The sequence below is a fragment of the Bacteroidota bacterium genome, from assembly GCA_016715945.1.
Lineage (GTDB): Bacteria > Bacteroidota > Bacteroidia > Bacteroidales > F082 > JALNZU01.
Window position 1 is genome coordinate 1,703,875 of the sequence record JADJXJ010000001.1, and the last position, 17,328, is coordinate 1,721,202.

Here is a 17,328-nt window from a genome sequence, read left to right on the forward strand (position 1 = left end):
GATGGTTATCTGATTATTCTGGTATTGACTTATTGGATAGCGGCATGAATCCATGAAGATAAGACATTTATAATAAAGCTGTTGATGACGATTTTACGTCAGGATGCAAGAACAAAAACTCCGAGATCAGCCTCTGTGAATCATTGTGGCCGAGGCCTGGGCAGCGGGCATTACCACCACGTCGTGGATGCTCACATGCGGGGGCACGTTGGCACAATACCAGACCACATCGGCCACATCGCCGGCAGTGAGGGGCCGGAAGTTTTCGTAAACTTTGGCCGCACGCTGGCTGTCGCCTTTGAAACGCACTTCGGAAAACTCCGTCTCTACCGCGCCTGGTGCCACCTGCGTTACCCGGATGCCATGCGCATACAAATCCATCCGCATGGCACGTGTGAGTCCGTCAACGGCATGTTTTGTGGCACAATACACATTTCCGTTCGGGTAAGCTTCCTTGCCGGCAATGCTGCCAATATTGATGATGTGCCCCGAACACCTTTCGACCATCATGGGGCTGATGACCCTTGTGATATAGAGCAATCCTTTGATATTGGTGTCAATCATCCGCTCCCAGTCGTCAATCTGCCCGGCATGGATGGGATCGAGGCCCACCGCAAGGCCGGCATTGTTGATAAGCAGGTCGGGAGTTTGCTGATGTTGAACCAACCAGCGGGCCAGCTCATCGGCATGCTCCTTGTGCCTCACGTCGAGCACCAGCGCATGAACCTGCACACCGTATTCCTGTTGCAGCTGTTCGCTGAGCTGATACAAGCGTTCGGCGCGGCGTGCCAGAAGCATCAGGTGCCATCCCCCCGAAGCAAAACGGCGTGCACAAGCTTCGCCAATGCCACTGCTGGCGCCTGTAATAACAGCAAAAGGATGAACGCTCATAAGATTCGATTTTGGTACAAAGTTACGATTTGCCAGAGGGACTGAGCGATTTGTTTTTTTTGCCTTAAACTGGTTTGGAAAAATCATGGTAATTAAATTTGTTAGCAACAACCATAAACATGCGGTTATGAAGAAACTTTACCTCACCCTCCTGATTCTCACCTCTTTTCTTGGTTTACACGCACAACAAACCATCAGTATCCTGTATGTGAACGACAATGCTGCTTTTGCGCCAAACACCGAAACCCTCATTGCAGCGTTGCAACAAACCGGATACAGCTTTGCCATTTTCGATGCAGTGGCTCAACAGCGCTCGCCGGAGTTTAACGAGCTGAAAGACTACGACCTTGTGCTCTGGCACACTTCCACGGATGGCGTGGGACTTTACTTCTGGAACGGCAACGATCAGGACAACCCCCACATCATGGCGTATCTAAATAATGGAGGAAACCTGGTGGTGATGGGCAACGACTTTCTCTACGACCGTTATTTTACCCCGACAACCTTTGCTGCCGGAGATTTTGTGCACGACTACCTCGGCACCATGGTTTACCATGCCCAGAGTTATGGTGACGACGGTGGGCAAGGTGTGCCACAGCTCGATCTGGTTCCCGGCCACAACATCACCAGCCTCAATCCGGTGACCTGGATTTTTTCGACCTTGTGGTGGGCCGATGCCTGCCTGCCCGTGCCGGGGGCTGTGCCTGTTTACAAAATGGGGCCGGCTTCCTATCCCCTGTCAAACTATTATGCATCAATATTTTACCAGGGTAGCAACTTCGCCACCCTGTCCATGTTTTTCGACCCTGCCCTGATTGACACCGATGCCAACCGGACTGCACTCATGGGCGATGTGATCAATTATTTTCAGAATCTTGTGGGATTGCGCCAGCAAAAGGCAAATGACAAAATCCTGAAAGTATTCCCCTCCCCTGCCAATCAGTATGTTCAGTTTGTGTTGCCGGATGACCAGGCTACAAGGCTTATCATCACCGACGCATCGGGCAAACAGCGTGGCAACCTGCCTGTTGCAATTGGAGATCAGGTGCTGCGACTTGATGTAAGTTCGTTCGGGCCGGGCATATACCAAATCAGCACATACCCCGGAAACCACAGCCAGCGCTTCATCATTTCCCGTTGAATCTGATTCGGACAACATGCCGCTCAGAGTGCCGGGCATCATAGGCCCAAATGCAGGAAATTGCCCGCAGCAGCTCTATGAATTTGGCGTGGAGCTGGGTCGAAAAATTGCCACGGTTGCACCAGCAATAGTCTGCGGAGGGATGGGCGGTTTCATGGAGGCTGTATGTCGGGGTGCAAAAAGTAACACACAGCACAATTGCCTGACCATAGGCATCTTACCCGGCTCGGACCCGCAATCGGGCAATCGCTGGCTGGATATCGTCATCCCCAGCGGATTGGGGCTGGCCCGGAATGTGCTGGTGGTTCAATCGGCCCATGTGGTTGTCGCTGCAGGAGGCGGAGCAGGAACACTGTCGGAAATAGCCTTTGCGCTGCAAACGGGCAAAACGGTTATCTGTGTGCATGGCTTCGGCGGGTTCAGCGAGTGGATGTTGAGGTGTTTCATTGTGCAGGTGTTTTAGTGGATTTAGCACGACTAAAACATCAATATTATATTTTTGTTCAACTTTTTAGTTTAAATATTAAACAATTTTGGCCATAATTACGCGAATCGTTGTCGCCGCAATGGGTTGCAAACGGAAAAACCTAACCACAGGAAATAAGTACGGAAATCCAGATCGTCGGATTCTTAAATATCACATTGTTATTCAAAATATTGAATAATAAACCTATCTTCTCCTTGAATAATAAACAAGGCAGCAACGGATCCGGACAGGGAGATTGATGATATGAATACTGGCCTATCGCTTGTGTAGTTCCACCCATTTGCGGGCATTGACAAAGGCTTCGATCCATGGTGAAACCTCGTCACCGCGGTGGTTCTCGGGATAGTAGGGCCATTGCCAGGGCAGGAATGCCCGTTCGATGTGGGGCATCATGGCCAGATGGCGGCCGTTGTTGGAGCAGATGGCGGCTGTGGCCCAATCGCTTCCGTTCGGATTGCCGGGGTATTCGTCCTGACCATAATGCATTACGATGTTAAAGTTGTCGCGATAGGACGGGAAGCTGAACTTTCCTTCCCCATGAGCCACCCACACGCCCAGCCTGCGGCCGCTCAGGCTGCCCAGCATCACGCTGTTGTTCTCGGGAATTTCCACTGCCACAAAAGCCGATTCAAACTTACCTGAGTCGTTGTGGAGCATGCGAATGCGCTCGGGATGTTCCGGGTAAATCAGATTGAGTTCCACCATCAGCTGGCAGCCGTTGCACACCCCCAGGCTCAGGGTATCGGGGCGGGCATAGAAATCTTCGAGCGCTTTGCGCGCTTTCTCGTTGTGGAGAAACGCGCCTGCCCAGCCTTTGGCCGAACCAAGCACATCGGAATTGGAAAATCCGCCCACGAACACAATCATCTGCACATCGCTCAGGTCGTCGCGTCCGCTGATCAGGTCGGTCATATGCACATCTTTCACTTCGAAGCCTGCCAACCATAGGGCATAAGCCATTTCGCGGTCGCCGTTCACGCCCTTTTCGCGTATGATTGCTGCCTTTGCAACCGATGAATTCGTGCGCTGATGACTGAGACCATAATGCGCAAGCGTGCCAACGAATCGGGTGCCGAAGGCAAATGCGAGGTCCTGCTTTTTATAGTTTCTGAATCGTGCCAGGGCAAGCTGTGCGCCGCTCTGTTTGCGGTCGAGCAGATAGGACGATTTGAACCAGATGTCGCGCAACTGATTGATATCGAATATGTAACGCTCATTCTGATGATGCACATACAAAAACCGCTCAGCCACGGGATGACCCAGGTAATTGAATTGTACCCCGGCCTCCGAAAGCATGCGTTCGGCTTCGCCATCGCCAGGCACCTGAACGACAACTGCAGGTTGCTCGCTGAACAGGAGATGCAGCAGGTCGGTTTCGCCGAAAGACTCAGTGTGGATGCGCATGCCCCATTCGCTGTTCGGGAAGTTCATTTCGAGCAGGGTAGTAATCAGACCGCCGGCTGAGACGTCATGTCCGGAAAGCACAAGACCGTTTGCAATGAGCTGTTGCACAGCGCCAAAGGCCCTGACGAAGCTATCAGCCCCGGTAGTGTCGGGGGCATGCCCTCCCACCTTGTTGAGGGTCTGGTAGAAGCTGCTGCCCCCAAGATGAAATTGTTGATCCGCAAAACTGATGTAAAGGAGTTTCGATTTGAAGTCGGGCACGAGCACCGGATTCACCACCTTTTTCACGTCGGAGGTTTGCCCCACGGCGGTTACGATGACCGTCCCGGGTGCGAGCACTTTTGTACCGTCGGGGTATTTCTGGGTCATCGAGAGCGAGTCCTTACCGGTGGGCACGTTGATGCCCAGCTCAATACAAAAATCGCTGAGTGCTTTCACGGCCAGAAACAGGCGGGTATTTTCGCCGGGGTTTTTGGCGGGCCACATCCAGTTGGCGCTGAGCGATATCCCTTTCAATCCATCTTCGATCGGCGCCCAGATGAGGTTAGTGAGGGCTTCGGCCACAGCAAGGCGCGAACCTTTGCGCGGATCGATGAGCGCAGCAACAGGCGCATGACCGAGTGCGGTGGCAATACCTTGTGTGCCGGTATAATCAAGCGCCACGACTCCCAGGTTGTTGAGTGGCAGTTGCAATGGTCCGGCTGTTTGCTGCACAGCCACCCGCCCGGTTACCGAGCGGTCCACCTTGTTGGTGAGCCAGTCTTTGCAGGCCACAGCCTCGAGCTGTAAAACAGCTTGCAGGTATTGATTGATCTTGTGGTGCTCCAGGGCAGGTTCGCTGTATTGGCGCTTAATGGTGGTGTCGGTGAGCGTGGTTTTGGGTGGTTTGCCGAAGAAATGCTCCAGGCTCAGGTCAATTGGGTTTTGCCCGTTTCTGCCTACGAAACGCAGCTTGCGGTCGCCGGTGGTTCGTCCTACCACATACATGGGTGCGCGTTCGCGGGCTGCAATGGCTTCGAGCATTGGCAGGTGTTCAGGTGCAATCACCAGCCCCATGCGTTCCTGCGATTCGTTGCCAATAATTTCTTTTTCCGATAGGGTGGGGTCGCCAACCGGCAGTTTGCCGATTTCGATGATGCCTCCTGTTTCTTCCACCAGTTCCGACAGGCAGTTGAGGTGGCCGCCTGCACCGTGGTCGTGTATTGTCTTGATGAAGTTTTCGTCCGACTCGGCCATGGCGCGCACCACGTTGGCCACACGTTTCTGCATTTCGGGATTGGCCCGCTGCACTGCATTGAGCTCGAGCGATTGTTCAAACTGGCCGGTATCCACACTCGACACAGCTCCGCCGCCCATTCCGATGCGGTAGTTGTCGCCTCCGAGCACCACAATGCTGTCGCCTGCCGCGGGCGTTTGTTTGGTCAGGTCGCGTTCGTTGGCATAACCTACCCCGCCGGCCAGCATCACCACTTTGTCGTAGCCGGACCATTCGCCCTCAAAGTGTTCAAAGGTCAGCAAGCTGCCATTGATCAGAGGTTGTCCGAATTTGTTGCCGAAGTCGGAGGCCCCGTTGGAAGCCTTGATGAGGATGTCGTCGGGTTTGTGATAAAGCCAGGGCCGTGCTTTGAAAGGCACTTCCCAGGGGCGGTTTTCCTCGGTACGCGGATAGGCAGTCATGTAAACCGCCGTGCCGGCCAGCGGAATGCTGCCCTGTCCTCCGGCCATGCGGTCGCGGATCTCGCCACCGGTGCCAGTGGAAGCCCCATTGAAAGGCTCGACTGTGGTAGGAAAATTATGTGTTTCGGCCTTGAGCGAAATAACCGATTGGATGGGTTTGAGCCTGAAATAGTCCGGCTGATGGGCAGTGGCCGGCGCAAATTGCAGGATTTGCGGGCCACGGAAAAAAGCCACATTGTCGCGATAGGCCGAAACCACCCTGTTCGGATGGGTAGCCGTAGTTTTGCGGATCATGCCAAACAGGCTTTCGGGCATCGTTTTGCCATCGATGACAAATTGCCCGTTGAATATCTTATGCCTGCAATGCTCGGAGTTTACCTGGGCAAAACCGTAAATTTCGCTGTCGGTGAGCGGACGGCCAAGGCTTTGGGCCACCTCGTACAGGTAGGCCACTTCATCGTCGGTGAGGGCAAGCCCCTCGGCCTGGTTGTAGGCTTCAATGTCGGTGATATGCTGCACCGGTTCCGGATTGCGGTGGATGGTGAACACATCCTGATCAAGACCCTGATATACAGCCTGAAGCATGGGGTCGAAGGTGGCCTCCATCAGATGCGCCGGCCAAAACTGTTCGATGCGGCTGATGCCGCTCAGGCCCATGTTTTGAGTAATCTCAACCGCATTGGTGCTCCAGGGGGTTACCATTTCGCGGCGGGGGCCAATAAAACGGCCTTCAACCGCAGGCATGTCGTGCAGATTGACCTCACCAAACAACCAATGTAAAATCTTTAACGCCTCTTCCGAGGGTGGCTGATGCGTTTCGACTGCAAATACCGGATATTCTTTTTTCGGGGAGGTGAAAAACAGGATCATAGTTTTGCGGTTTAAGCCCTGAAACGCATCAGTGCCGGTGACCCTGCAAAGATAGGCAAAGGCATTTTACCCCTGCCGGAGCCCCTCCAAAAAACTTTTAATAATTGATATTCAGCTGTTTACTCTAAATCCTCATGCGACACCCCAAACGCCTCAGCAGGGTTGTAGTCGCCCGTAGGCTCCACGTGTACCACCACATCGTAGGTCGAAGGAATGGCGAGGCGGATCTGGTCTTCCACTTCGTGGCCAATGCGGTGCCCGTCGAAAAGCGTCTTATTGCCGTCCACCTCAATGTCGAGGGCTATCATATAATAATGTGCCATCTTGCGCGCCCTTATACGGTGCGGATTGCCGGCGCCTTTCACCTTCGAAACTGCTTCCACAATGGCTGCGTAAATGCTCTGGTCTTCCACCCCGTCCATCAGTTCGCGGCTCGAGCTGATGATGATGCGCACCGCCACAAACATGATCCAGATACTGACGGCCAGGGCAGTGATCACATCAAGCATCGGATAATGAAACACATGGGTAAGCACAAGTCCAAGCAAGACCGAAGCCGAAATGATCACATCGTTCTGCATGTTTCGCCCGTTGGCACGCAGCATGGGGCTGTCGATTTTCCGGCCAAGATGAAGCAGGTATTGCGAGAGCAGTTGCTTGCCAAATATGGACACCACCACTATACCCAGGGCAAAGAGCGAAGGCATTTCTGTCTGCTCGCCCGAGATCAGCCTTCCGATAGTGGCTATGGCCAGTTGTGCGCCAGCAAAAAAGATGACAAAAGCCACCAGTTTCGAGGCCACCGTATCGGCCTTGTCGTAACCATAAGGGTGTCGTTTATCCGGAGGGCGCATGATGATGCGTGCCGTGAACAGGGTGATCAGCGAGGCCAGCACATCGGTGAAAGAGTCAATCCCGTCGGCCACCACTGCAAGCGAGCCTGCAAGAAAACCCACCACTACTTTAAGCACCGAAAGCAACAAATTGATGGCCACACTGATGTATGACGCGCGGCTGATTTGCTTTTGCCGGTATGATAAACGATCCATCGCCCTCTGTTGGCCACAAATTTAATCCAATCTGCGGCAAAGAAAAAACATCCGCTTTTACCGGACAACTTTCTTTCGCATTTGAGCTGTTCTATTTAGAACGATTATATCTTTTGGTAAGCCAGCCAAAGTTTGGCTTGTTAAAGTTTTAACAAAGTATCAGGAAATCTAATTTTGCCGCCACTTTGCCGGAGCAATTCATGAGCCGGCCTAAAATGGAAACCCTATGCTGAACATCTATTTGCTGATTGTGGTGGCCTATTTTGCAGCCATCATTCTGCTTTCGGTTTTCACCCGAAAAGTAGCTTCACGCTCGGTGGCCGATTACCTGGTGGCCGGACGCAACCTGGGTGTAAGTTTCTGTGCGGTGGTTGTTGCTGCCGAATGGCTGGGTGGCATGAGCACCATAGGCGTGAGCGAGAAGGCTTTTACTACCCTGTCGTTTCAGCCGATACTGTATAACATTTCCACCGCGATTGGGATGATCATCATTGGTTTTACGGTTGCCTCGGTATATCGCAGGCAGAATGTGCACACCGTAAGCGAAATGATTGATTTTCTGTTTGGAAGGGAGGCAAAAAAGATATCGGCCATCGCGTTTCTTGTGGCTTATCTCACGCTGGCCTATGTGCAGATGCAAACTGCGGCAAGTGTGCTCAGTGCAATATTTGGTATCAGCTGGCTCAGCGCCATCATCATTTCGGCTGTGGTAATCACTTTTTACACCTATCTGGGAGGCATGCATGCCCTGGCACTCACATCCATTGTGCACACTTTCATGATGTTTTTCGGGGTGGGTGCTGCCACAATTATTGGCATGAACAAAGTGGGTGGTTTTGGTGAGTTGCAGCATGTGTTGGGTGCGCAGGGCGCTGGTAATATTTACAATCCCTTTGGGGCCGGACTGTCGGGCGCATTCAGCTTGTTGCTTGGAGGCGTGCTGGGAGGCATGGCTGCACAGGCCAGCATCCAGCCCATCTTTGCTGCCAAAGATGCGCCCACAGCCAAAAAGGCCAGCATCGTTTCGGCATTTCTCATCGCTCCTTTCGGCATTATGACTGCACTTCTGGGATTGATCGGCGCCACCGGTATCTTTATTTCCAAAACCACCAACCCCAAGCTGGTGCTCACCACACTTCTGACCAATCCCGACTTTATCCATCCGGTTTTCGGGGGATTGGCGCTGGCGGGTATTCTGGCCGCCATCCTGTCCACCGTCGGGCCGGTCAACTTTGCTGTAGTTACCATTGCCACCAAGGATATTTACAGCGGATTCATCAATCCGCAGGCCGACGAACAGAAGGTCATCCGTATGGCCCGTCGGCTGGTGGTCCTGGTTACCCTGGTCACCCTGCCCCTGGCGATATTGTTCCAGAGAGGCATACTCGACGCGGCCTATGTGAGTTATGCCATACGTTCCATTGGCGCAATCGTAATTTTGCTTGGCATATATAAACGCAACTGGATCAATACCTTAGGTGTGAAAATGGCTTTTATCGGAGGCACCGCAGCCATTTTTATCTGCATTCTGGCCGACCAGATGAAATGGTTCCATGTGGACAAAACCTATGGTGCTGTGGCAATTGGCCTGGCATTCGTTATCATCGGAAAACTGCTCAAGCCTGAATCAAAATAATCAACGCTATGCTCAACGACATACTGGTGCTCGAACTGGCCAGCGTGCTTGCCGGACCCGGCGTAGCCGCCACTTTTGCCGAGCTCGGGGCCAAGGTAGTGAAAGTGGAAAACCTTCGCACCCGAGGCGACGTGACCCGCACCTGGAAGCTCACCACCGAAGACCCCGACAACGATATTTCGGCTTATTTCAGTTGTGCCAACTGGGGCAAATCGTCTCTGGCGCTCGACCTTCAGCGCCCCGAAGGTCTCGAAATTGTGTATGCACTCGCTGCCAGGGCCGACATTGTGGTGGCGAGCTATAAGCCGGGCGATGCCGAAAAACTGAAGGTGGACTACCCTACCCTGAGCCGTCGCAATCCACGTCTGATTTATGCACACCTGACCGGATACGGCCTTCAGAACGACCGTGCGGGTTACGACGCCATCATCCAGGCCGAAACAGGGTTCACCTACATGAACGGCGAAGCAGGCTGCAAACCCGTCAAAATGCCTGTGGCACTGATGGATATCCTTGCAGCGCACCACATGAAGGAAGCCATCCTGCTGGCGCTGCTTCAGCGCGAGCGCAGCGGACAGGGCGCTTATATTGATGTGTCGCTTTTCAGAAGCGGCATCAGTTCGCTGGCCAACCAGGCCACCAACTGGCTCGTGGGCGGTTGCATTCCCAAAGCCATGGGTTCCGACCATCCAAACATTGTGCCCTACGGAACCATCTTCTACACTTTGGATCATAAGCCCGTGGTGCTGGCTGTGGGCAGCGACAAACAGTTTGCCGACCTTTGCAAGGTGCTCGGCAAAGCTGAACTTGCACAGGATGAGCGCTTTGCAACCAATCAGCAACGCGTAGTACATCGTGAAATCCTCAACCCCATGCTTGCTGAACTGATTGGCAGCATCAGGCGCGACGACCTGCTCGGCGCCCTCCATGCACACAAAGTTCCCGCCGGCGGGGTATTTGATATGCAGGAAGTTTTTACCCTGCCCGAATCGCGTGAGATGCTCATTGAAGGGCGCACCGGAAACGGGCAACCGCTCAAAGGTGTGCGCAGTATTGCCTTCAGAATGAAAGCGCTTAACTTTGAAGCGCCGACTGCACCACCTCATTATGGCGAGCACTCTGCCGAAGTGCTGTCCGAACTGCTCGGCTACGAGGATGAGCGCATTGAAATGTTAATCAAAAACAACGTCATTTATGACCGAAACCACAGTTAAACCGGCCTTTACCGACGGTTCACGCCTGATCACAGAAGCATGTGTGCAGGCGGGCGCATCGGTATTTGTGGGCTACCCCATTACGCCTGCCAACCTGCTTTATTCCTATGCCAACCGCCGCTATCCGGTAATGCTGGCCGCCCCCGACGAGATCACCACCCTGCAGTGGATGTCGGGCTATGCTGCGCTGGGCATGATCCCTGTTACCGCCACAGCTTTTCCGGGCTATGCGCTGATGGTCGAATCCATCAACATGGCCATGATGATGGAGCTGCCCATGGTGATCATCCTGGTGCAGCGCCTTGGACCGGCCACCGGTACAGCCACCGCAGGAGCACAGGGCGACCTGAATGTGGTGCATGGCACCGTTTCGGGAGGTTTTCAGCTGCCCACTTTCTGCATCAGCAATTTCGACGACTGCTGGCAGCTGAGTGCAAAAGCCGTCCAAACCGCAGCCGCACTGCGCACACCGGTGATCCTGCTCACTTCCAAAGAAATGGTAATGACGCAGATGAGCTACGACCTTTCGCGCCTCGGCCCAATAGAAAAAGCTACCCTGCCTGCTTTTGTTGGCGATCACTACCTCCCTTACCAGGCCAACGGCAGCATGGTGCCCGGCTTCCTTCCACTCACACAAAACAGGCACCAGGTGAGGCTTACAGCTTCTACCCACAACAAAGCCGGAATCCTGCAAAATACCACCCCAGAGGCCCTGGACAACACCCGGCGCCTGAAAACAAAAGCCGACGAAGGCACTGAAGTCCTGTATGAATACGATGAACAAGCCGGTGCACATACGCTCGTGATGGCATTCGACCTCACCGCCCAGGCAGCCCGCGAAGCCGTATTGCGCCTCAGAGCCTACGGCACAAAGGTTTCGTTGCTCGTTCCCAAAACACTGTTTCCTTTACCCGCCAGATATGTCGAGCTGGCACAGCAATACACCAAAGTGATTGTGGCCGAAGAAAACCTCGACGGACAATACCGGCGGCTGTTGTTCGGGCCTTACCACGACAGCCGGATCATGGGCGTGAACGCCATGGGACGCATGATTAAACCCGAAGAAATTATGGAGGCAGCAGAAAACAATGGATAACACTTTTCTAATCGACAGCCGCGACCTCCCTTTTTGCAAAGGGTGCGGACACAGCTCGGTGGCACAGATGACCGAAAAAGCCCTGGCCAATCTGGGTTACCAGCCCCTCGACGTAATCATGGTGACCGACATCGGCTGCCACGGCATTATCGACAAAAGCCTGCGCACACACACCGTTCACGGATTGCACGGCAGATCGGTGGCCATAGCCGGAGGCATAGCCCACGGCCTGGGCAGAAATTCAGGGAAAAAGGTCATCGTCTTTCTTGGCGACGGTGGCGCAACCATCGGGTTGCAACATATCCTTATCGCTGCACACCACAACTTCCCCATGACAGTGGTGGTGCACAACAACATGCTCTATGGCATGACAGGCGGGCAACCGAGCGAATATACCCCGGATGGTTTCAACACTCCGACTTCGCCCAACCGATCCTCTGCCGGTGCCCTCGATATCGTGCAACTGGCCGAAGCTGCTGGCGCCGGCTATGTGAGCCGCATTGCCGGCATCGGTGATTTTTCGGCCGAGCTTGCCGAAGCTTTTGCCTACGACGGATTCTCCCTGGTTGAGGTGATGGAGATCTGCCCGAGCTACGGGGTGAAATCCAATCCTGGTATGAAACTCCGTCAGCTCATGGACGAAACAGGGTATCTGGCCACGAAAAAAGTCAGGCCCCCGCGTCCACATCATCAAGCTTTGTACGAGGGCTTCAACGAGTCGCTTATCAGCGACAGGCTGATTGTTGATCAAAGCCATATGCATAACCTGCCGGAAAATACGATCCGGCTGCTCCTGGCAGGGTCGGCCGGCGAAGGCACCCAGTCAGCCGCTGAGTTTCTGGCACGCGTAGCAATGCGCAATGGCCTGCAAACCAGCAAAAAAGGACATTATCCAGTGACCGTTGGTGTAGGATTCTCCGCGGCTGAGGTCATCCTGTCCACTTCGCCCATCTACTACACCGGAGGCACCAATCCTGATTATCTGCTCATTACCTCGGCCGACGGGCTCGACTATGCCAAACCCTATCTTGCACGGGCAACTGAAAAAGCTGTGGTGTTGCTCGACGAAAGTTTGCCCTTGCCTGAAACCCGCGCCAAAGTGTTGCCCATGCCCCTGCGCAACAGTGCAGGTGTGCGCAATGCTGCCATGATGAGCATCTTCAGGTGGGCCAAACTGACCGGCATGCTCCACCTGCAATCGCTAATCGAAGAGTACCAGCGTGGTAAACTGGCATCCAAAGTGCCGGTCGAAACTTTTGTCTGAGATGTTATTCAAAAAAATAGCAAGCCGTGCACGGGCTATCCGGCACGGCTTGCTTTTTTCGGATAAAGTTGTTTTACAACTTCTTGGTCAGCCCGAGACGTCCGCCCGAAATGGCGCTACCGCCACCTAACTCAAGGTTTACACCCCAGCTATCGGACCAGAAGTATCTTCCGCCAATCTGAAGATCAAGCCCAAGGGGCGAGTTCTTCGTTCCGGTGTACTTGCTGTCCCAGTTCCAGACAAAAAAGCCAAGGCTCAGGCCGGCATAAAGGTCCCATTCGCTTGGAATCTCCAGAAGGCGGTTAAAATGGTAGTTGCCCACCCCGGCAAAACCGAGCACCAACACATCGGGGTGCGAACGTGCCGATACCACGAATCCGGCAGTGACGTCTTCGTGCACGCCGAAGTCCATCCCGAAATAAAGCGGAATACCCCAACTGGATATGCCCGTTCCGAAATTAGCCTGCTTGCCACCTTTTCCTACCGGATTCTGGGCAAACACCGCCAGGCTGAACAGGCTCAAAACCAGCAATAACAATGTTTTTTGTCGCATGTAAATTGGTTTTAGGTTATTAATTGATTGGGTTTACTTGGCGTAACTGACCGCACGGGTTTCACGAATCACGGTTATTTTTATCTGTCCGGGATAAGTCATCTCGGTCTGGATGCGTTTCGAAAGTTCAAAAGCCAGTTTATCGGCGTCGCTGTCGCTCATGCGGTCGGCACCCACAATCACGCGAAGCTCACGACCGGCCTGGATGGCATAGGTCTTTACCACACCGTCGTACGACAAAGCTAACTCTTCGAGGCGTTTCAGGCGCTGGATGTAGGCTTCCACAACCTCGCGGCGTGCACCCGGGCGCGCCCCCGAAATGGCGTCGCACACCTGTACAATGGGAGCAATGAGGGTTTCCATCTCTATCTCGTCGTGGTGGGCGCCTATGGCGTTGCACACCTCTGGCTTCTCCTTATATTTTTCGGCAATTTTCATCCCCAGGATGGCATGGGGCAGTTCGGCCTCGTTGCTCTCAGCAATCTTACCGATATCGTGCAAAAGCCCGGCACGTTTTGCCAGCTTGACATTGAGCCCCAGCTCGGCTGCCATGGTAGCGCTCAGGCGGGCAACCTCGATGGAGTGTGCAAGCAGGTTCTGTCCGTAGGATGAACGGTATTTCATGCGGCCAACCATCCGGATGAGCTCGCTGGCCATGTTGTGGATACCCAGGTCGATGACCGTGCGTTTACCGGTTTCGATGATCTCCTGCTCAATTTGTTTCTCAGTCTTTTGTACCACCTCCTCAATGCGGGCAGGGTGAATGCGCCCATCGGTGATGAGTTTATGCAGCGAGAGGCGGGCAATTTCGCGGCGCACCGGGTCGAAACCCGAAAGCAGAATGGCATCCGGACTGTCGTCGATGATGATTTCCACGCCCGTGAGGGCTTCAAGCGCCCTGATGTTGCGGCCTTCGCGGCCGATGATGCGTCCTTTGATTTCTTCGCTTTCGATATTGAACACTGTGACGGTGTTCTCGATGGTGTGCTCTGCTGCGGTGCGCTGAATGGTTTCCACCACGATTTTCTTGGCTTCCATGGCAGCGGTGAGCTTGGCCTCTTCGGTAATTTCCTTGATATAGACCATGGCTTCCGATTTGGCCTCTTCCTTCATCTGCTCGATGAGCTGTTCTTTGGCCTCAATGGCCGAAAGGCCCGAGATGATTTCCAGCTGGCGCAAGTGTTGCTCCTGCACCTTGCCGAGCTCTTCTTTTATGCGGTCTATTTCCTCGTTGCGCCGCTGGAGATGCTCGGCCTGCAGGTCAAGCTGTTGTTTTTGCTGCTGCACTTCGCGCTGCTTCCGGTTGAACTCCTCCATCTTCTGGTTCAGCGCCTGTTCGCGCTGCTGAAGCCTGTTTTCGTTGCGCTGCAGATCTTTGTTCTTTTCGGCCACGATTTTGTCGTGCTCGGCTTTGAGCTGAAGAAATTTTTCCTTGGCCTGAAGTATTTTGTCTTTTTTGATGACTTCGGCCTTTTCTTTGGCCTCTTCGAGCAATGCCTCGCTTTTGCGTGTGAGCGATTTCCGGAGCACGGTGGTGGCAAGCGCCACGCCTGCCCCGCCTCCCAGGATGAAGAGCACAATGTTGATGATGATTCCTGCTTCCATTTTCTGATTCGTTGTTAAATGTTTGGTTATATGGAAGAAGGAAAGAAAAAAAGGCACCCGCTCAATTCAGGAGTTGGTAAACTCCTTTACGACAGGTTTTGGGCGCCTGCGCACGCAAACTTCCACTGGCCGGCCCGTGGGCTGGCACCCCGAAGGGTCGAGGCCTGTTTTTGTCCGACAGAGCATTCCCGGAATGGTTGTAATGTTGAGTTTACAATCACATCGATTGAGGCGGGTGCTTATCTTCAAAGAACGATGGAACAATGCCGCATCAAACAAACTACCCTATTGCCCGCTGAGCAATTGGTCAATCTGCATCAGCTTATCGGTCAGATGATGGTCTCTGAACTTGAGCTCCGATTCGAGTTGTATGGCCGATACCGCAAACTGCAAGGCTGTCATGGCCAGCAGATCCTGCCTGTCCTTGTATGCCACCTGACTTGCATAGGTGCGCACACTCTCGTTGATGGCAGCTGCTGCACGACGCACCACCTCCTCTTCCTGTCGCTGGATCGAAAGGCGATATGGCCGGTCGGCTATATTGATATTTATCGAAAGTTCATCTGCCACTTTACTCCATCTAACTGTTTATCAATGCTATACATTGTTCTATATCCCGCATCAGTAACTGAATCTTTTTTCTTCCTTCTTCAATTTCTTTGTCAGTGCCAAACGCATTGGCCATGACTTTTATGGTGTTATCCGCTTTTAATTGTTCAACTTCTGTTAACAAACGCCGGTTTTCCTGCCTGAGGGCATCAAGTTCGGCAAGCATCGCTGCGTTTTGCGCTTTTAGCTGCTCGTGCGCCAGGAGGAGCTTTCGCAGCTTCAGCTCAATTCCCGCAAGGAGAATGCCGGTTTGCGCCATCTTGCAAAAAAAACTTTGTTCAATACCAATTGCAAATGTACATAAGTATGACAGCTTACGCAAGTTATTCTGCATCCAACTGAAAATCAGCATGAAGCAGACATCCGCAAATTTGCCATATCGGACGGACCGAATTATTTCGGGCCACCCGGCCTGCTTTCTGCCATTTTCGTTTTAGCTTTGATACCGGAGCCAACCGTACGAGCCAATGTGAACACATTATGAATGAGCTCTTTCTGATTTATTTGTGGGAACAGAAATTGTTGCGCCCACCACTGCAGACCACTGATGGTCAACCAATTGAGGTGATTTACCCCGGCATACGGAATCACGATGCAGGTCCTGATTTTGCCCAGGCCCGCATCCGCATCGGGCCGACCTTATGGGCCGGGAGTGTGGAGATGCACATCAATGCCTCCGACTGGTACAAACACGGGCACGATACCGACCCGGCTTATGAGAATGTGGTATTGCACCTGGTGTATCAGGAAGACAAAAAAGTGTACGACCGTTCGCGCAACCCTATCCCGACGCTGCAGGTAAAAGGATGTTTCGACGAACATTTGCTGCTCAACTACAGGCGTTTTACCGACAGCCGTGCCTGGCTGCCTTGCGCCAGACTTGCCCCATCGGTTCAGCGTTTCACCTGGCTGGCCTGGCTCGACCGCATGGCTACCGAACGTCTGGAAGACAAAACACAGGTTGTGCTGGAGCTCGCCTCAAGCACCCAGTTCGACTGGGAAGAAACCTTCTGGCGCCTGCTGCTTATCAACCTGGGCTTCAAAGTGAATCAGGAAGCCTTTGAGCTATTGGGCCGCGCATTGCCATTCAACCTTATGCTCAGGCATGCCGACCAGCTGCACCAGCTTGAAGCGCTGCTGCTTGGCGTGGCCGGACTGCTTCCGGCCGAACCGACTGATGAGTACATGGCGAAATTAAATGCTGAGTATAATTTCCTGAAATCCAAATACAACCTCAAAACCATGCAGGCCTCCGCATGGAAATTCATGCGCATGCGACCGGCCAACTTTCCTACCATACGCATGGCGCAGGCGGCCATGCTTGTGCACAAGCACGGAAGAATATTTTCCAGAGTGCTCGCTGAACCACCGGAGAAACTTTCGGAGATGTTTGGCGTGGAAACAAGCCAGTACTGGCAAACCCATTACCGGCCCGGAGAACCCTCACCGGCAAGGAAAAAAATCATCGGGGAAGATGCCATCCGGCTCATCATGATCAATACCGTTGCCCGGGTGCTGTTTGCCTATGGATATGCACACAAGGACGAAACGCATAAAGACCGGGCCATGATGCTGCTCGAGCAATTGCCCGCCGAGAACAACAATCTTACAAGACGATTTTCTGAAGCCGGGATAACTGCCACGAATGCATTGCATTCGCAAGCCCTCCTGCATTTGCACCGCTACTATTGTGCTCCCCGTCAGTGCCTCGAATGCCGGATTGGCAGCCTGCTCATCCGCAACAGCAGTTTGGGAAACTGACAAAACATCACGTTGACCGGCGCGCTTTCATGCAGCCTGAAACATTTAGCTGATTCGATCCTGCTTTATTT

14 protein-coding genes are annotated in these 17,328 nt (G+C 53.3%); 7 read left to right on the forward strand and 7 right to left on the reverse strand.

The features are described from left to right. Positions 1 to 126: 126 nt before the first annotated feature. On the reverse strand, positions 127 to 891 hold the full coding sequence (locus IPM52_06565; GenBank protein ID MBK9291270.1) for an SDR family NAD(P)-dependent oxidoreductase: 765 nt from the start codon (positions 889 to 891) through the stop codon (positions 127 to 129). 127 nt (positions 892 to 1,018) lie between these two features. On the opposite strand from IPM52_06565, the gene IPM52_06570 reads away from it, so the two are divergent. Together IPM52_06570 and IPM52_06575 are read left to right on the forward strand one after the other, a co-directional pair. Further along, positions 1,019 to 2,032, forward strand: a complete 1,014-nt coding sequence (locus IPM52_06570; protein MBK9291271.1) for a hypothetical protein — start codon at positions 1,019 to 1,021, stop codon at positions 2,030 to 2,032. A gap of 16 nt (positions 2,033 to 2,048) precedes the next feature. Beyond that, on the forward strand, positions 2,049 to 2,495 hold the full coding sequence (locus IPM52_06575; protein MBK9291272.1) for a TIGR00725 family protein: 447 nt from the start codon (positions 2,049 to 2,051) through the stop codon (positions 2,493 to 2,495). A 279-nt stretch (positions 2,496 to 2,774) separates the two neighbouring features. Here the strand turns inward: IPM52_06575 and purL are convergent, their stop codons facing one another. Next, the gene (gene purL / locus IPM52_06580) at positions 2,775 to 6,470 is read right to left on the reverse strand and encodes a phosphoribosylformylglycinamidine synthase (protein MBK9291273.1); all 3,696 of its coding nucleotides are present in this window, start codon (positions 6,468 to 6,470) and stop codon (positions 2,775 to 2,777) included. 119 nt (positions 6,471 to 6,589) lie between these two features. After that, the gene (locus IPM52_06585) at positions 6,590 to 7,519 is read right to left on the reverse strand and encodes a cation transporter (GenBank protein ID MBK9291274.1); all 930 of its coding nucleotides are present in this window, start codon (positions 7,517 to 7,519) and stop codon (positions 6,590 to 6,592) included. Positions 7,520 to 7,745: 226 nt separating this feature from the next. Between IPM52_06585 and IPM52_06590 the strand changes: the two genes are divergently transcribed. The 4 genes from IPM52_06590 to IPM52_06605 are packed head-to-tail and all read left to right on the forward strand — an operon-like array spanning position 7,746 to position 12,729. Continuing rightward, positions 7,746 to 9,155 carry a sodium:solute symporter family protein gene (locus tag IPM52_06590; protein MBK9291275.1) on the forward strand — a complete coding sequence of 470 codons (1,410 nt, stop codon included), beginning with the start codon at positions 7,746 to 7,748 and terminating at the stop codon, positions 9,153 to 9,155. A gap of 8 nt (positions 9,156 to 9,163) precedes the next feature. Further along, positions 9,164 to 10,369, forward strand: a complete 1,206-nt coding sequence (locus IPM52_06595; protein MBK9291276.1) for a CoA transferase — start codon at positions 9,164 to 9,166, stop codon at positions 10,367 to 10,369. Next, a complete protein-coding gene (locus IPM52_06600; protein MBK9291277.1) occupies positions 10,350 to 11,465 on the forward strand; it encodes a hypothetical protein in 1,116 nt (371 codons plus the stop codon). The genes IPM52_06595 and IPM52_06600 overlap by 20 nt, the downstream gene beginning before the upstream one ends. Then, positions 11,458 to 12,729, forward strand: a complete 1,272-nt coding sequence (locus IPM52_06605; protein MBK9291278.1) for a 2-oxoacid:acceptor oxidoreductase family protein — start codon at positions 11,458 to 11,460, stop codon at positions 12,727 to 12,729. The genes IPM52_06600 and IPM52_06605 overlap by 8 nt, the downstream gene beginning before the upstream one ends. A gap of 73 nt (positions 12,730 to 12,802) precedes the next feature. Here IPM52_06605 and IPM52_06610 read toward each other — a convergent pair whose 3' ends face one another. The 4 genes from IPM52_06610 to IPM52_06625 all read right to left on the reverse strand — a co-directional run bounded on the left by IPM52_06610 (position 12,803) and on the right by IPM52_06625 (position 15,818). Beyond that, on the reverse strand, positions 12,803 to 13,282 hold the full coding sequence (locus IPM52_06610) for a hypothetical protein (protein ID MBK9291279.1): 480 nt from the start codon (positions 13,280 to 13,282) through the stop codon (positions 12,803 to 12,805). Positions 13,283 to 13,315: 33 nt separating this feature from the next. After that, positions 13,316 to 14,887, reverse strand: a complete 1,572-nt coding sequence (gene rny / locus IPM52_06615) for a ribonuclease Y (protein MBK9291280.1) — start codon at positions 14,885 to 14,887, stop codon at positions 13,316 to 13,318. Between the two features lie 285 nt (positions 14,888 to 15,172). Beyond that, positions 15,173 to 15,457 (reverse strand): cell division protein ZapA, encoded by a 285-nt coding sequence (locus tag IPM52_06620; GenBank protein ID MBK9291281.1) that lies wholly within the window; start codon positions 15,455 to 15,457, stop codon positions 15,173 to 15,175. Positions 15,458 to 15,467: 10 nt separating this feature from the next. Beyond that, positions 15,468 to 15,818 carry a hypothetical protein gene (locus IPM52_06625; protein ID MBK9291282.1) on the reverse strand — a complete coding sequence of 117 codons (351 nt, stop codon included), beginning with the start codon at positions 15,816 to 15,818 and terminating at the stop codon, positions 15,468 to 15,470. A gap of 158 nt (positions 15,819 to 15,976) precedes the next feature. Between IPM52_06625 and IPM52_06630 the strand changes: the two genes are divergently transcribed. Continuing rightward, positions 15,977 to 17,257 carry a DUF2851 family protein gene (locus IPM52_06630; protein ID MBK9291283.1) on the forward strand — a complete coding sequence of 427 codons (1,281 nt, stop codon included), beginning with the start codon at positions 15,977 to 15,979 and terminating at the stop codon, positions 17,255 to 17,257. Positions 17,258 to 17,328 lie beyond the last annotated feature (71 nt).